Annotated in this window: 7 protein-coding genes; all 7 read right to left on the bottom strand. The window is 39.9% G+C overall.

What is annotated here, in order from left to right; genetic code table 11:
* Positions 1 to 11: 11 nt before the first annotated feature.
* The 7 genes from ACYQ3L_RS05300 to ACYQ3L_RS05270 all read right to left on the bottom strand — a co-directional run bounded on the left by ACYQ3L_RS05300 (position 12) and on the right by ACYQ3L_RS05270 (position 18,085).
* The gene (locus ACYQ3L_RS05300; RefSeq protein WP_459952359.1) at positions 12 to 3,593 is read right to left on the bottom strand and encodes a glycoside hydrolase family 2 protein; all 3,582 of its coding nucleotides are present in this window, start codon (positions 3,591 to 3,593) and stop codon (positions 12 to 14) included.
* A 204-nt stretch (positions 3,594 to 3,797) separates the two neighbouring features.
* A complete protein-coding gene (locus tag ACYQ3L_RS05295) occupies positions 3,798 to 5,690 on the bottom strand; it encodes an MGH1-like glycoside hydrolase domain-containing protein (RefSeq protein WP_379993790.1) in 1,893 nt (630 codons plus the stop codon).
* Between the two features lie 57 nt (positions 5,691 to 5,747).
* Positions 5,748 to 9,956, bottom strand: a complete 4,209-nt coding sequence (locus tag ACYQ3L_RS05290) for a GH92 family glycosyl hydrolase (RefSeq protein ID WP_379993791.1) — start codon at positions 9,954 to 9,956, stop codon at positions 5,748 to 5,750.
* A 166-nt stretch (positions 9,957 to 10,122) separates the two neighbouring features.
* Complete coding sequence (locus ACYQ3L_RS05285; protein WP_379993792.1) at positions 10,123 to 11,889, bottom strand: hypothetical protein; 1,767 nt, start codon at positions 11,887 to 11,889, stop codon at positions 10,123 to 10,125.
* A gap of 101 nt (positions 11,890 to 11,990) precedes the next feature.
* Positions 11,991 to 12,761 (bottom strand): DUF3823 domain-containing protein, encoded by a 771-nt coding sequence (locus ACYQ3L_RS05280; RefSeq protein ID WP_379993793.1) that lies wholly within the window; start codon positions 12,759 to 12,761, stop codon positions 11,991 to 11,993.
* A gap of 17 nt (positions 12,762 to 12,778) precedes the next feature.
* Positions 12,779 to 14,914, bottom strand: a complete 2,136-nt coding sequence (locus tag ACYQ3L_RS05275) for a RagB/SusD family nutrient uptake outer membrane protein (RefSeq protein ID WP_379993795.1) — start codon at positions 14,912 to 14,914, stop codon at positions 12,779 to 12,781.
* Between the two features lie 18 nt (positions 14,915 to 14,932).
* Positions 14,933 to 18,085 (bottom strand): SusC/RagA family TonB-linked outer membrane protein, encoded by a 3,153-nt coding sequence (locus ACYQ3L_RS05270; RefSeq protein ID WP_379993796.1) that lies wholly within the window; start codon positions 18,083 to 18,085, stop codon positions 14,933 to 14,935.
* Positions 18,086 to 18,088: the final 3 nt, after the last annotated feature.

Below are 18,088 nucleotides of genomic sequence, written 5' to 3'. Positions count from 1 at the left end.
TACCGTCCTGCTTATTTTAACATTGAGCTAACCATATTCGATAATAAACGTCCGGCTATCGGATCTGTCACAGCCTTTTCCAAAGACATCGTAGATAAGAGTAACGTTCCGTTGTCATTGATCTTTACAATAGTTGTACCTCTTATATTTTTTACATATTCGGAACGCTCAGCCATATTGCCGTTTATATATCCGTGAATTTTTGTCTGCGAGGTTAATTCTTCAACCTTTGAGCTTCTGTTTACTTTCAGCGATGCGTGGCAAACAGCAGGCACTTCTCTTTTATTGTTATTGAAGTACCTTAAATCCATCCATCTGAGAGCATCAAATACAGGAGACTCCGGTATTTCCAGATTAACAATATCCCCTTCGGTAGGTATAATCCAGCCGGTTATATGCTCAGGGTATATTGATTTGGCTGCTTCTTTTCCATTAATCATCAACACTCTGCCTCCTTTCGAAATAATATCACGAATGTGAAGCAAATCCTCTTCAGTACAATTTTTGGTAACATCCAAACCTGCAAACACAAACAAATCAGTTTTCATCTTCAAAGCTTCTGATACGGTTCGGCATGATTTATATTTAATTCCTAAAAAATCAAATGATTCTTTTATATTTTCAGAATCAACCAACGTAATGTTTTTTGTCCCATTTACCGGTGATTCAGCCCATTCTTTGGTTGCTATCATGATTTTATATTCATTTTCCGCAATTTGTTTTCCATTATTGTTCAATGTAAACACTAACTTAGCGTCCGTTCGTCCGGAAGAAAGTTTTGCAGGAAGAATAATCTCCGGTTCGAGCCACCAACGGGAATAATGCCGGATAGTTGGTATTATCTGGCTTCCGAAGGCTATCACTTTTCCCTCGTCCAGTATTTTCCAACTCAAATCGGATACGGGTAAATCCATGCCATTTTCCAGATCGTTTGCAATACATATTCTTATTGGTAACTTTGTTCCCGAGTAAAAATGTCGTCCCCATATTTCGGCACTGACCAACACTTGCGACAATGCTCTTGAAAGAGCATCATATGTCGGATAAGGTTCAATTTTTTGAGGATCGTACACATTCCTGAACCATGTTAACAAGGCAAAATGTAATATTCCTGAAGCCTGATCGTTCGAGCGGCGCAAAGCTTCCGCCAATTCACCTGTAATGAATGACTGCGCTTCCAGAAAGTATTTCGGATCACCGAATTCATAAGCCTGATTACCGACCAAAACTTGCGGGTTTTGGTGAACAAAAGTATAAAAACGTGTAGGGTGGCCTGTTTCACTGTTAGGATATCCTGTCGACATTTCCTGACTAATCAAAGGGCGTTCCGGGTTCATATTGTCTCGCTGGAATTCACCGTTGAACTGTTTAAAAACCGTATGGTCATACCAGTTTATATATGAATGAATATCATCTATATCTCCATCGTCAACGGTATTGAAAAACTCTTTCCCAAATTTATTTTCTTTTCTACGATAATTCGAATCGAAACAGATAGGACGTGTAGGATCAATTTCCCGCATGCGTTTTACAACATCCGATATAATATGCATTTTATATTTTGCTTTTTCAAGGTCAGGTTCGTTATCATAGAATTTCATTTCATTATTTATTGTCCAAAATAATATAGAAGGATGGTTCCTGTATTTTTTCAGCAAACTGATATATTCATCAGCCCACAATTGAATTACTTTTTCATCGGGCATAGTAGCATTTATCATCAGCCACGGCCATGTTCCTTCATGGCTGATACCTATACCATTATGATCGGCAGCTTCTATCCAAAGTTTATTATATGGCGTTGTATGCGTACGCGTGATATCTATATTACCTTTTTTCATTATCTGATAAAACGTATTTGCCAAAGCCAGATTATTAGGAGCCAAAGCAAAAGGAGTATGATTTCCTCCCCTTAGCCAATAGCGGCTGCCATTCAACTCCAGAAAGCCATTTTTTGATTCGAATGTGCGAAATCCTGATGTTATAACCATTTCATCCGAAAGAGTTTTCTCTCCCGAAAGGGTAAAAGTAAAATCATACAGATTTGGGTGATTGGGTGTCCATAATTTAGGTTGCAGACTATTTATTGAATATGTCAACACTCTTTCTTCCCCAGGATTCATTGATATATTCTCAAGAGAATTCCCATTAAATAACCTGCTCTTATCCTGATTGTCTACGATGAGTGTAGAAAGAGAAAAACGATGTCTCTTATTTGTATAATTTTTTACGGTTACTTTAAATGTTGCCCCGGTTAATGACGGAATAATAAATACATCTTCTATTTTCATCAGACCGGAGATTTCCAGTTTCACAGGTTGCCATATGCCGGCTGGCTCATCCTGATAAAAACCATGTGCAATATCTTTTATCATTTTGTTAGTCACCGGAACTGTTACGGCAACATCGATCACTTTATCCGCATCCTGAATATTTTTCACAAAATCACGTACAACATGTACTGCGACTAAATTCTTACCGGGCTTAAAATACTTTGTCCCGTCAATCTTTATTTCACCGAACATACCTACATGATTCCCTGCCAACTGTCCGTTGATATAAACTTCTGCGACTTTGGATACAGCATCAAAGGTCAATGTCAGGTTTTTGTCTTTGATCTCCCCGGGAAGTTCTATCCATTGACGATACCATGCAGCTTTTGTTTTCTTGTAATCGAATGTGTAATTTTCGCAACGTGAAGTTTCTTGCTGGTAATAGTTATCGGAAACACCTTTAGCATGCTGACCGAATGTTTCCCCATGCAACCAGATACGAATAGGATTCCAGAAATCAGGGACATTCATTATATGCCACTCATTATCGGTTGTTGCGGGAGAAACTGCTTTAATTTTATCTTCGAGCTGATATTCAGGCATAAAAAGCCAACCTCCGTTTAAATCCACAATCGTTCTATCCGGAGATAATTCACTGACAATAATAGGGTTGTAGGCTGCGCGTTCCGACCTTCTCTTGTCTTCCTTTTGCCGAGAGGTCACCTTTACAGCATATTCATTTACAGGAACATCTTTTAAATAACCATCAGGTACAGATGATATGGATAAATCATCAAACTCTGTTTCTATCCACGCACCTCCAAGAGTAACAGAGCCTGAAGGGGCTAGATTCATATTTTTATCAACGACATCTATACGAGGCTGCTTTTCATTATTTAAATATATTTGTATCCGGTTATCAGAAACAACAATATGAAAATCATACCATTTCCCGGGTCCGGGATGAAAATCTAAAGATCTTAAAGCTAAAAACTCGTCTGTCCCCATATAACCAAGACGTGCGAGAAAAAGATCGTCAGACAACCCTCCTTTTAAGCCGACAATATATCTGTCACTCCGGTTGTATGCATGAAAACCAGCCCAGATTTGAACTTGTTCTGCATTTAGTGGACTTCTTGCCCGAAACTTTATCTCATAATTCTTTCCTTCAGGGTATCCAAAACAGCCATACGAATCACGACTTTTAAAAACTCCGTTAGAAATTTCGCATTTTCCACGTCCTATTTCTTTAAATTGCTCCGGCTGATTAAAATTACTAAAGTATGATTGAGCAAAAGACGTTAATGCTATCAAATTCATAAAAAAAATAGCTGTTATCCTCATTACAAGTTGTTTCATATATAGGTTAAATCAAAAATTTATTTACTGCCGAATGGTCCATAGTCCTGCAAATATCTGTATGTAGCCTTACTTTGGGCATTAATTATTCATTAACTGAAAAAATAAATCTAAAAATGAGGTATTTTTACAAGTTTCCGGAGGGATGATATTTGAACAGTATGGTCACTCATTCATAAAATAACCGTCTTCAATAAGTCCGATAAATCCCAGCAGTGCACCCCAATGATAGAACTTGTCACTTCTCTGAGTGTCGTCGCCTTGTCCGGTTGTTGCATTGTAGTTTTCAAATACATACCCGTTCGATATCCAGCTTTTCATTAGAAGTTTTTCAGATTTTTCCGCTAATGATTTTCTAACGTCCACAAAATCGTAATTTCTTAAACCTAAGTATACCAGAAAATTCAACGGTGCCCAAATTCTACCGCGCCAATAAATATTATCTTTGAAAGCCGGATCGTTTTTCGGAGTCGCAGGAATTACATACTCTCCCCAGAATTCATCCGGGTTAAGTAAATGTTCATTTATCATTCTTTCCGCTTGTTTTTGATCGGGGACACTGGCCAGTAAGGGGTAAAAATTAGTCGGAGAGATTCTCCCGTTAAGCAATCCTGTATCTGTGTGTTTATTATAATACAGTCCATTTTCATTATCCCAAAGGGATTGCAGCATTTTCCGGTAGCTTTTCCCTTTTGCCCGTAACCCTTTTGCATCTTCACTCCGGTTTAATTCCTCCGCTATGTTTGCAAGGTAATCACAATCCATAATATACAAAGAAGATAATCCGACATCATTGAGAAGCATCATATGACGGGCTTTATCATATTTTATATTATCATACATTGGAGAATTGTCCAAACCCGATTCCAATCCGGCGCAATATAATTCATTTATTCCTCCGCTTTCCCGGGCATGATATGTTACCTTCTCATACGGATTACTGCCCCAACATAATAATCCGTTTATATTCCTGTTTTTATCCCACCACCTGTTCCATGTTAATAACTTATCATAGAGCAGTTCTAAAAACCATTTTTCCTTGTACTTCTTATAAATACTCCATACTGCTAAAGAACCTACCGGCGGCTGAGATCTGTCTCTTGATTTAAGATCATTACCTGTATAAAAATTCGGGACAAATCCTGCTTCTGTTATCGAATTTGTAATTTCGGCCACATTCGCATAGGCCAGATCTTTATTGTCCAATGCAAGCATCATTCCCGCGAAATAAGTATCCCAGCAAAATAAAACAAAACCTCCAAATTCCGGATGATGGCTCCAGTTTACATTCCAATTTCGGCTAACAGGCGTAATTACTTTCTTTATTGAAGGATCGTATATATTATCCCAAGCCAATACACTTTGCATCGCGTTATACGATTCATATTTGTCTTTATATCTTTCTTTATTTTTTTCAACAAACATATTGGCCCTTTGCTCAATGTATTTTTGCGCTTCACCGACAGTCATATCTTGTCCGCAACAAATGGCAACAGGCTCATCAACAGACATTTTAATTTCTTTTTCATCTGTCCTTATATAAGTGCCCTGTATTATAACCGGAATATTTATATCAAAGCCGTAAGGGGCAATGGAAAACCTGTTTCCTTGTATTGTGATTTTGTTAGCTCTTTGCCAAAGTGATTTAGGAATAACAATCAGTTGCCCATTTTTTCTATTTCCTTCTAAAGGGCTTATTAATATAATATTATTCAAACCATCCGACGCACTCTGTACCCGGAGCCTGTGCCCGTTCCATTCCAATGATACATCCGTATAACTGCCATCGTAGGCGTGATGGCGCGGATGCATTAATGGATTTCCACCTATTCTGAATGTGTTTATTCTCTTCCCGTCATTATCGGTAAGATTCAAATCGATAGCAGCACCGTATGGAAGCAGTACATGTGTCAGGACGCTTCTTGTATCCCATGTATTCCAACCGGAAGCCAATTGCTTTTGTATTTTTTTATATTCTTCTTCTGGTGTTGCCCTGGCATAAATATTCATATAAACAGGAATAAATATGAGTATCAGTAATATTCTTTTTAGCTTCATGGTGATATTATGAAATTATGTTAGAAACGAATTGTTTTTAAGAGTCTGCCGGGATTCTTATTCGTCTAGTTTTTTAGCATTGAATAAAATAAGGTTATCAGTTTTTTTCAATTCAGTCGCATTTTTCGCCATAATTCCATACCGCCCATTATTCTGTGAATGATTGTTCCGGATAGTAACGATTTTACATCCGGATAGCATTTCATCGATTGTTATACCATCCCTGTCATTACCTTCCGTTAGGTTATTTGAGATAACGATATGTTCACTTTCCGCACAATAAATACCGGATAATTTATTTCTGCACATCTCACTTCCCGAGACCGTAATATTTTTACCAAAAGAAATATAGATACCGTTTCCCCACGGGGAAGTATCGAACCGGCTATTTATTACTTCACAACCCGTCACATAGGATAGATTCAAATTGTGGTGAAATCCGGCTCCGGGAACTACGCTCGACCCATTATCACTAAAATTACATCGATTGATTTTTACATCAGATGCACCAACGACCAGCAGGCCATTCTTGGTGAAATTTTGTATTGTAATATTCTCAAAAAGCAGATTTTTAATTTCAGCGCCTGTTTCTGACCGTATAATAATTCCCTCACGACTGGGAGCGCTCATATAGGAGCGGGTTCTCCGGTCATGATTAGGATCTTCATTCTCGTTTATACTTATAGCTCCTTCTACCAGTATATCCCTTATTGTAAGGTTGTTTATATGTTCTTCTCCATTTACAATTGTTTCAGTTCTCATCTCTGGGCTTAGAAATAGTATCGATTCTCTGCCATATCCGGCAAGAGTGATATTACTATATACTTTCAGAGGTGCTTTAAGAATATGCACACCCCTCGACAATACTACTGTCTTTCCTGTTCCTTTACTTTTATCAATAGCATCCTGAACTGATTCTCCCGGATTGACAATAACAGAATTACCCGGTATCACATTCGTTGAATTACCCTGTGCCCCTGTTACAGACGGCCCCAGAAAATCGAGTTCAGGCAATACTTTCACTGATTCATTTGATGAGGGTGGATATTTTTTTATCCCGGTTAAGACTCCAACCGGGAAAACAGGACGTGTATGTTTCGATAAGACTTCCTTAGTATAAGGCAGTTCAATATTTTTCATGTTCTTATAATAAGCATAAATTGATTCGTACACATCTTTGAATTTATCCATACGCCTCTTTGACAACACCCCATACACATCGATGTCATTTCCCAGCATCATTTTCGAAGTTTGTTCGTAACCATATGCCAACCTGTCCTGTGCCACACTATAGAAATCCAACCCCTGTGTTGATGCAGTTTGAGCGGCTTTGGCAAATTCACCTATTCCCAGCTGCACATGATCCCAGTCTCTTGTTGCCTCCTGAGATTGTCCACCGGGGTAGATGTATTTGGTTATTCCGGAATTCCCGATCCCCCAATAATAACGCTCTACAGCACGATTAAATATCTCGTGGTCTTCGGCAAAAATACCGATACAAAGCATTGTACTTATCATCGAAGCATCCCAGTTTCCATTAGCTTCAGTAAAGAAATCCTCAACAGTCGGATAAAATACCGTCAATACCATACACTGGAATTGTTCTATATCTTTTTCCTTCCATTCCGGATATGAATATTTCAGAATCTCTGCTGCATTCAGAAAATAATATCCATTCAGCCCTACATTCAGTTTCGCATTGTTTGCATCAAAACTCCTTAGTCTATACGACCATGCATTCAATATCTCAACAGCTTTTTCGGCATAAACTTTCTCTTTTGTAATATACCACATTAATGCATGGTTATAAGCCGCTGTCGCACTTCGTGAAAATTCCCTGCCTCCTACACTGTTTTGTCCATAAGGCCCTTCTGATACAAAAGACACAGGCTGGGGGACAAAATCGAGCGTAGCCTGTTCTCTGAGAGTAACAAAAGCCGTTTTCCAGGGCTCTTCTCCTTTTAATACTTTTTCCCGCATAAAATCGAGATCCTCGCGGTTTTGCGCCATACCGGGGCGAACAAATGGTTTTGACAGATAAACAGTTTGAGAATTTGTTTGCGGTCGATTTACCGGATGTTTTCCAAAATTATAGTTTGGCGTATTTCCCATTCTCATTTTCAATATTCCTCCCTGCACAATATCTTCATGTGTAATAAAACTGAAGTCGTATTTTTTTCCATTCAGTTCTATTTCTTGTATGTAAATATTTTCGGGTGAATTATTAAGTGCCTCAATTGTAAATTTCTTACCGTTTTCCATATTGATTGTAGCCCTGTCGAACAACGGACTGCCAAGCACATATTGACCCGAAGTAGTAGATACGGGATAGAATCCTAATGAGGAAAGTATATACCATGCAGACATCTGTCCACAATCTTCGTTTCCTATTATTCCGTTTGGTTCATCCCTATAAAAATTTCTCATTATATAGCGTGTGAGCCGGGATGTTTTCCACTGCTGTCCGATATAAGCGTATAAGTATGCTATGTGATGGCTCGGCTCATTGCCATGTGCATACTGCCCTATACAGCCTGTCAGGTCGATTAATACATCGGGATCATTTCCTGAACTGAGAGAAAAGAATGTATCTAACCTGTCTTCAAATGCTGTTTCCCCGCCTATAAGCCCGATAAGGCCTTCTACATCCTGGGGAACAAGCCACAGATATTGCCAAGGATTTCCTTCCGCGTAATCCGTTGCCCACGGCCTTTTTGATTTTATTGGATCAAAAACAGGGTTCCAGCTTCCATCAGCCATTTTCCCACGAAAGAATCCCACATTCTTGTCATAATAGAGTTTATAATTTCCGGCTCTTTTTTTGAAATATTCATAATCCTCCGGCTTGCCCATTTTTTTAGCCATCAATGCAATACCGGCTGTTCCTACAGCATATTCGAGAGCCATTGCCACAGGACGGTTTGTCATCATATCAGAGGGAACCGACATAAAATCCCGGTCATATCCTAACCCACGGATATCGCTCATAGCAGTTGTTTTCAAAGCATTAAATGCTCTCTCAGCATCGAACCCCCGAATTCCTTTCAAATAAGCTTCTGCTATTACCTGAAAACTGCTTATTCCTACCATCGTTCCGGTATCATATCCCCAGAGGTGCCAGACAGGAAGTTGGCCGGTCTGATCGAAAACAGCCAGCATACTATTGACAAAATCTGCTGTGCGCTTTGTGTCTATAATCGAATATAAAGGATGTGCGGCACGGTAGGTGTCCCAAAGAGAAAATATGGTATAATTATCGAATCCGGACCCTTTATAGACTTTCCAATCTGAACCCATATAATCTCCGTTGTAATCATTGAATAATGAGGGGTGTATCATCAGATGATACATTGCTGTATAAAAAATCCGCATATCTGCTTCATTTTTTGTTTCTACATTGATCTTTGATAACTCCCTGTTCCATTTTTCATCAGCCTGCCTGATTACTTTTTCAAAATCCCAATCAGGAATCTCCGATTTGATATTCATTAGCGCGTTGTCTGAACTAACAGGTGATATCCCAACTTTCAGAGAAATGGTTCCGGGTGATTTTTCAAAACTAAGTAACCCTTTTATAGAAGGCCCTTTGCCTTTTTTTCCACTTATATACTCAGTGTCGTTATAAACGGAGAAATGACTGATCGGAACAGAAGATTTAATGGCAAAAAATACCTGTTGCTTCTTTGCCCAGCCTTCCGAAGACCGATAGCCCTTTAGAGTGTATTTGTCAACTTGTTCAATATATGTATCAACCGACCTGTCATTTATTCCATCTTTCAGGTCAATTATAATACGGGCATTTTCTCCTTTATGGAACGTGTATTTATGAAACCCTACACGTTCTGTGGCAGTAAGCTCCACATCTATGTCATAATCATCCAGTTTTACGCTGTAATAGCCGGGGCGCACACTCTCGTTTGCATGAGAAAATTTAGAGGCATAACCACTGTAGCGTCTGGTTTCCTCCCCTTTACTCAATTTTATATCACCCATATACGGCATAATGAGTATATCGCCTAAATCTCCGATACCTGTTCCACTCAGATGTAATTGAGGAAAACCGATAATCATGCTATCCTGATAGTTATACCCTGAGCACCAGTCCCAGCCTTTGAAGAAACAAGACGGTCCTACCTGAACTGCCCCATACGGAACACTCGCCCCTACAAAAACATGCCCATGGCCTCCTGCACCTATATAGGGATCAACGTAATCCGTATATTTTTGAGCAACAACTTGCAAAAGCTGAAGTATGAAAACAAACATAAAAAACATTCTTCTACTTAACCTCATCGCTATACGTATTTTATTTTCTTATTATTTAATTTCAAATAAACCTTTTAGGCGGATATTTTCGGGTAGATTGGCTATCAAGCAGAAAAATTCCGCATCCTGCAACAAAACGAACAGATCCGCTACACAGGCACCAACATTACTTTATCATTGCGGACCAATTACCGGAATAATAGGCTTTATTTAATTTTTCCAATGATTCCTCATCATGGCTCCTTAAAAAACTATATTCCAGATCTTTATACAAATAATACTGCAACCAATATCCTTTTTGATATTTTTCTTCTAAAGACGAAACTTGTTTTAGCCAGGCATACCAGGCCGTATTTATATTGTTCTGTTCCGCTACCTCACAAGCTTTTAGCGCATTGTTCCACATAGTGTGGGAAATTTGTCGCATAAGAGCAGTAAAATCATCGTATGTAAAACCGGAGATATTTATTAGTACACAATGATCGTCAATACCTAATTTTTTGAGATTAATAACCGTCTCAAATTGTTTATCACCGTCCATATCATACTCAATTAAATCAAAGAAGCCGTTATTATCGTTATCTGTGTATTTCACTGTGGCAAATTTTTCGGGATTCTTATCCAGTCCGAACCATAAACGATCCCAGCCCTGATAGAAATCATTATTCTGATCTATCCGCCAGCAGCCCCATTCTGCTCCGTATAAATGAACCCGTCCATCGAATCTGCTTACATACAATTTACCTCCACCCGAATTATCCATATCCCATTCACCGCGGTCCCCTGAAGCATCCGACTGTTTGTGATTATCAATTCCTCCTTCTTTCCAGCCTGTTTTGAACGGGTCCAAGGGATCATAAAATTCAACTCGTTCCCAACGTTTACAATCCCCATCTTCATCCCAGACAAAGTTTACCCTATTCCACTTTCCTCTGTTAAAAATCAGATTCCACGCACCTTCGTGATCGGGGTAAATGAGTTCGTCCAACTGCCGCCACCGAGGATCAATGAAAAATGCCTCCGTTTGCGGTAGTCCCCGGAGATTATTTATTTTGTGTACCTGATCCATATAATTAAAGCCTTCACCTTGAAACCCGATTGTCATGTCAAAATCGAACTCGTTTTGTGGCCCATTGTCATTATCCATGTCAATTGCTATAGATACCCAATCAACCTGGCCGCTCACTTGTTGGTTTATATAGCTATTACCCGGAGCGCTGTCATCAGTACGTTTTGTTGAATCCAAAACCCGTATGGCCATTTCGGATAATCCGTCATTATCCTTATCATAAAAAAGAAATGGATTTTCCCAGTTTAGCCTCACATCATGCATATTATATGTAGAAGCATGTATTTTCATGAATGCGGTTTGTCCGCTATAGTCGGTATAAAAATCGCAGAGTCCCGTTTTGTCCCAACTCTTTATCTGCATTGTATTCCAGTCAATATAATTAAATATATTATCGTGGTCAAGATCCAGAACAATCATATAATGTCCGTTCGGCCACACTTCATCAGTCCTTTTCGCCGGATATTCAACGACTATTTGCATATCGGCTTTTCCATCATTATCGGTATCCACCCAATCAATAATCAGATCACCCTGACCTCCGTATATTCCATCCTTGTTTCTGTCAATCAGTAAACAATCATTTTTGGTATCCCCTTCTATGTCTGCCCACGTCATATCATGATCATCGTCAATCCACATGACAGGGATACTATCCCTGGTCATGGAACGAATTATATCAGGCCTTCCATCTCCGTTAAGATCAATAAGCGACGGATTATAATCTACAGGGGGAGGAGGCATACGAAAAGACATGATCCGGAGCTTATTATTCCAATATCCGCCATTTTTCTGAGAATAAGTATTTAGTGAAAATACCAATAATATGAAAACAATTGTTCCGACTAATATTTTCTTATCCATGACATTATGTATAAGAGGATTAATTTATATTTAAAGACAACACAGTGTATTTTGAAGAATACACTGTGTTTTGAGAACCAACAACCTTTTATTACTCCTTTTTAAGGAACATGTATCTTTTCAATAGTTGAGAAATTCTCAGCCCCCATACCCGGATAATTAGTCTGCGGTTTGCCGGTAACAGCCTTACAATTCATGGAAATCCTTATCCAATAATCAATTCCTGTATATTTAACTGGGATGCTTGTTCGAAAAGCAATTTCTTTTCCTTCCATATCATTGGTTAAATCCACTTTGGTCGGAAACAATTGGCTGTCGAAAGCCGAAGCGTTCACAGATCGTGAAACACGCAGATAAGCCTCTCTCAGATCAGGCATTTCATAGCCGGATTTTTGGTTTCTAATGAAGCGAACGGAACACTCAACATAATTATCTGCCGTAACTGTTGGTTTTTTCACCCATTCGATGGTCAGATAAGGAGTAACTGTAAAGTCCCTGGTAGTAGTACCGGATATTTTCACCAGTTCACCGGCATCATCCGCATCCAGCTTCTCATCATCATACGGATAAAAGTTTCCACTATACGGTAACATGCGATATTCCCCGGAAAACCATTTGGTATGGCGATAAGTACCATCCTGTTGGACTTTCAACGTCTGATTCCCTATAAAAACAGTCGTATTTTGCTTCGACCAACTGACTTCTCTCATGCGGATGTAACCTGACCCCTGATTTACTTGCAAAGGCTGATTGTGATGATCGTAAAGTACCCCTTCAATAGTGGCATCCGGCATATCATAATTATCTATTTCGCAGGACACTGCCAATACACAGCATAAGACCAATCCTATATAATAATTTAATCTGTTCATATCTTCTCTTTTTTTAATTACTGAAATCTGTTCTTTTGCAGTAAAGGATTATTTTTCAATTCATTACTTGGGATAGTTTCATAATAATTATTAACATTGAAACTAATCCTACCGCTTCCTTCCTCACAGGATTTAGCATCATATATATACTTCCCGTCAGGAATACCGTTATCGTCCACTACTGCTCCCTTACTGAACATAAACGAATATAGTCCTCTCCTGCGATACTGGCGTATTTGAGTATCGTAAGTAAACCACCGGAGTAAATCCCAATAAATTTTACTTTCGAAGGCCAGTTCTTTATATCTTTCTACACGGACAATCTGCAATGCCCTGTTAGGAGCTTCCACAAATCCACCCTGTCCTTTTGGACCCGGATTTGTCCAGTTTGTATAGGCCAGATCAGTGGATAATTCAGCCGTACTTGTCAGGAGTTTAGCACCGGCACGATCGCGGATGTCGTTGATACAGTTGAAAGCATCGTCCAACATGTTTGCCCCATTATATGTTGCATCTCCACTTTGAGCCAGCTCTATCGCAGCCTCAGCCCGGTTGAGCAACACTTCGGCATACCTTATCTCTATCCATGACTGAGTAGAGGTTTGATGCACGGTAGCAGATTTTGGTAAACTAATATCCAGATATTTACGACCAAAGAAACCAGAGATCGTATTAGTGCCGGAAGTACCGTTAATTTTGGGTCCATCCAATCCGTTTTTGAAAATTTTCACACCATCCGATCGCACATACGGGTCTCTCTGGTCAGCTGACGCAGATGTGGACCAGTCGAGAAAAGTTCTTTCGCGAAAAGGATTTTTGTCCGGATAAGCAGCCTTATTCCACATCGATGATGAATTGAGATTACTTTCAGCAGCTCCATCATCCACAGTAATTTTCTTGAACTTATCAACGGCAGGATCATATGCTTCCTTGATAATACCCGCACGCAAATCAAGTTTCATTCCTCCTTTATAGAGATTTCCGGGGATCAGTATATTTGCCTTAAGTCTCGGTTCCACATTTCCCCATAGTTGTTGGCAATTATCATATACAATGTAATTCCCATTTGCATCGAAAGCGTTGAAATGGCCGTTAGCATCAAGAGGCAAACCATCGAATAGCTCTATCCAGTCAAGAGTCGGATTGAAACGGTCGCCACCCTCAGTTGCCATACGAGGTGGACACATCATAGAATTATAAGAATGTACTGACATGTTGAAATCAAACTTACGCAGCCATATGGATTCTTTGTTATTGTCAGATTTTTCCCATACTTCGGCATAGTTATCCGCTTTATTGGCATTCGCCCTGTGGAGTCCATAATAAGTACTGTTCTCTACTAATTTCGCCGCATCCCATGCTTGCTTGAAATAGTCGTTGGCTCGGCCCGACGGTATACCCTGAAGCAATACTCCATCGACTTCCCAATCCGGGAATTTTTCTGATCCATAACGAGCTGTGGTTGCAGCATGAAGAGCAACACGGCTCTTAAATGCCGCAGCGACATATTTGTTGGCACGGCCCGCTTCGCTCTTATCCGGCATATCGGCAATAGCTTCGTCTAAATCCTTTAGAATAAAGTCATAAGTACCGGCATGACTTTCGCGGGTTACCCACAGTTTCGATTCATCATTAGGATCTAATACCTGAGCTTCAAAAACTTTAGGCAAACCGCCGAAACGTTTGGCCAATTGGAAATAAACATAAGCACGGATAAACTTGGCTTCAGCTATCCAGGCTTTCGACCGGGAAGCCAGTTCCGGGTAGTTAGGTAAATTGTTGATCAATGTGTTTGCCTGACGAATGATTTTAAATCCGCCACTCCAATAACCAGCACGATGAAGCGCAAGACCAGTATTATTCCGGTTAACCATTTCTCCGGTAGAACTCCAAAAGGTCCAAACACTTAATCCGTTACCGACAAAGTATCCGCCACCTATACCCTGACCAACACCATCACTATTGACATCATACTTGAAATCTTCCATGGGCAGATGGTTATACATTCCTGCCATGTAAGCTTTAATCCCGTTTTCATTATATATATCCTCAGAAGTAATGATTGTTGTAGGTGTAATATCCAGATCCACACAGGATGTCAGCCATCCCAATGAAACTGCCAATAAAGCTGTAATTAACTGTATCTTTTTCATATATATCATCTTTATATTTTAGAATGTTACTGAGCCGCCAAAGTTAAATGTCCGATTCAACGGGTATAGATAGCCATATGTTTCTGAAGGTTTTTCAGGATCAAGACCTTTCACCCCGGTGATAGTCAGCAGATTGTAGGCATTTACATAAAGTCTCAGGTTTTTAACTCCTAATTTGTCGGAAACAATATTTTGAGGAATAGTAAAGCCTATTTCCGCACTTTTTAGACGTAAGTACGCACCACTCTGGAGGTTAAATTTTGAAGTTTCTTCTGCCCTGGTTTTCCCATATGGATAATATCCTGAAACCCATGTATTTGTAGGAGCGTACGGGTCCTGCTTCGGATCAACAGGATGCCATCTGTCGAATAACATTTCCAATGCATTTCCATCCCACGACAACGGGTTCAGCAATTGTTCACCATAGCCAATATACGACATAGCAGCACCCTGGAACAATATATTGAAATCGATAAATTTCCATTGCCCTCCCAGTGTAAAGCTAAAGTTCATAAGGGGATAGTTACGCGTATCGTTCAGGTTTGTACCCGGAAGCCCTCCATTGTCGTTTGAATTCGTTGTGGTAGCAATCGGATATTTGTCCTGATCGTCAATCACACCATCGCCATTCCAATCCTCATAGATAGGATCACCGGGAAGACTGCCTGCACCGGCATAGATGGAATTAGCGATCTCGTTATACGATTGATATACTCCTGCCGACCCTTTCCCAAACCAAATATCCTTATAGCGGTTTATATAATTATTACGCCAGTTATCATATGAGTTCGCATATTCAGGGAGCAATCGTTTAGTCCACATGCTTCGTGTTATCTGCATAGTACCGGTCACATTATAGCTGAACTGTCCTATCTTGTTGCGATGCCTTAATTCCAGTTCAAGTCCCTTAGTACGGTCAGAATTCAGATTGGCTTGGGAAATATCCGATCCAAATGTACTGGGAACCACTATTTGAGGCGTATCCAACAAGCCGTCGCGATCGCGTTGAAACAGGTCTACAGAGAACCCAAACAAGCCATTCCACAGGTCGGCGTCGACCCCAATATTTTTCATTGTAGCTGTATACCATGTCAAGTCCAGATTTGGCGCACTCCGGAACCCTAATGCATTAACGAAAGTATTGCCGAACACCGTTCCTCTTGGAAGATTCTGCTTATTATGATATGATTGAGGATAATCATAACCTTCTATAAACTGGAACTGAGAGGCTCCGTCATCCCCAAGTTTTCCCCAGGTACCCCTTAGCTTAAGGTTTTGTAAAAAGAGGAAATTATCCTTGATAAAAGGCTCTTCCGAAATACGGTACGCCAGCAACACACTCGGGAAGAACCCCCATTGTTTACCTTTCGGAAATTTGGATGAACCATCATACCGGAAAGAGAATTCAGCCATATACTTTCCTTTGTAATCATAATTTACCCTGCCGACCAATGCCCTCAATGCACTTTCGGACAAGCCGCTCCCTGTTCCTTCCTGATTCTCGGAATTACCCGCGAAAAGGTATGGAATAGGTATTTCAAAATATCTGGATGCTCTGAAATCATAGCCCTGGCTATAATTTTCTTCATATAGCAACAAGGCCCCTACATGATGTGTTTCGGCAAATGTGTTATCGTAATTAAGCCGCGCATTCCATAGGGTTGTATAGCTGGTACTATATGAACGCGTCAAATTGGTTTTGCTGTTTCGTAACCAACCATCTTCATATTTTTCTGTTACGGCATTGTAACGATATTCGTTATACTCTTTCTTAAAATTGGCATTATCATTGAAGGTTTTATCATAACTGAACATCGCCTGAGCCGACAGACCTTTGATAAACGGAACTGTATATTCCAGATACATATTGGACTGGAAGATATTCTTTTTATCCTTTACATAACCTGCTAATTCCGGATGAATTACCGCTGCCGGATTAAATTCCACATCGGGATGATAGAAATATGGTTCCGTATCATTAGCATATACCGGGTCAGTCGGACGAGAACGCCATAACATTTTGAAAACTTCCCAGCTCGACATATTCTGCCGGTTGGTTTCGTCCATGATCATATTTAACTTGACACCGCCTTTGAGATCTTTGGTTATCTGTGCATTTACATTTGTCCTCAAGTTGTAACGGTTGTAACTGGCAGAATTGGTTCTAAAGAAACTACCCTGATCGGTATAGCCAAAATTGATATAGTAATCCATTTTCTCGGCCCCCCCGCTAATGGAAAGATTTTGCTGCTGCTGTGGTGCCGTATTTTTCAGTATTGCACTATACCAATCGGTATCAGGCATTTCTCCCTTTGCCAGTTTCGCAAAATATTCATCATTATAAGTCAATATGGGATTGGTGAGATTACGCATCGTTGTCTCATTATATAATATGGCCCGATCCCTGGAATTGAGCGGAACCAATCTCTCGGCAGGAGTCTGTATGCCATAATATCCCGAATACTCGATTTTTGCTTTTCCTTTCTCTCCTTTTTTCGTAGTGACCAATATAACCCCATTTGCCGCACGTACACCATAGATTGCGGCCGATGCATCTTTCAAAACAGAGATACTTTCTATATCATTAGGGTCCATACGTGGTAAATCTCCGCGGGGCACACCATCCACAACCAGTAAAGGGGATCCGAGTCCGCGGATATCAAACTGATTGGTAAATTGCCCCGGCTCGGAAGTTTTCTGAATATTCCTAACACCCGGTAATTTACCGGTTAACATATTTTGTATATTAGTGCTTTTGGTTGTTATCAACTCTTTATTGTCGACAGCAGCAACCGAGCCCATTAACGTCGCTTTTTTCTGAGTCCCGTATCCAACAACGATTACTTCATCCAACCGCTGGGTATCTTCACTTAACACAATCTCATAGTGATTCTTTTCTTCTACATTAACCTTTTTGGTTAAATATCCTATATATGAAACGGTTAAAGTAGTATTAGGAGTAGCATCCAACGAAAAATGGCCGTCTACATCGGTTATTGTCCCGGTCGATTTTCCGGATACTACTACTGTAATTGTAGCTCCAATTACAGGCTCCCCACTCTCATCAACAATTTTTCCCGTGATTTTTCTGGTATTGTTTTGTGCACTTGCTACTTGAATACATCCAATGCATAGCAATAATATCATAAAAACCCGAAGTAAAGTTCTCATATC

The organism is Dysgonomonas termitidis (genome assembly GCF_054657735.1).
The sequence above is the reverse complement of the archived record's forward strand: the minus strand, read 5'-3'. Positions and strand labels throughout refer to the sequence as shown.

Excerpts from the sequence above, each read along its gene's own strand:
- ACYQ3L_RS05270 (WP_379993796.1), bottom strand. The coding sequence starts at position 18,085 with ATGAGAACTTTACTTCGGGTTTTTATGATATTATTGCTATGCATTGGA.
- ACYQ3L_RS05290 (WP_379993791.1), bottom strand. The coding sequence starts at position 9,956 with ATGTTTGTTTTCATACTTCAGCTTTTGCAAGTTGTTGCTCAAAAATAT.
- ACYQ3L_RS05300 (WP_459952359.1), bottom strand. The coding sequence starts at position 3,593 with ATGAATTTGATAGCATTAACGTCTTTTGCTCAATCATACTTTAGTAAT.
- ACYQ3L_RS05280 (WP_379993793.1), bottom strand. The coding sequence starts at position 12,761 with ATGAACAGATTAAATTATTATATAGGATTGGTCTTATGCTGTGTATTG.
- ACYQ3L_RS05275 (WP_379993795.1), bottom strand. The coding sequence starts at position 14,914 with ATGAAAAAGATACAGTTAATTACAGCTTTATTGGCAGTTTCATTGGGA.
- ACYQ3L_RS05285 (WP_379993792.1), bottom strand. The coding sequence starts at position 11,889 with ATGGATAAGAAAATATTAGTCGGAACAATTGTTTTCATATTATTGGTA.
- ACYQ3L_RS05295 (WP_379993790.1), bottom strand. The coding sequence starts at position 5,690 with ATGAAGCTAAAAAGAATATTACTGATACTCATATTTATTCCTGTTTAT.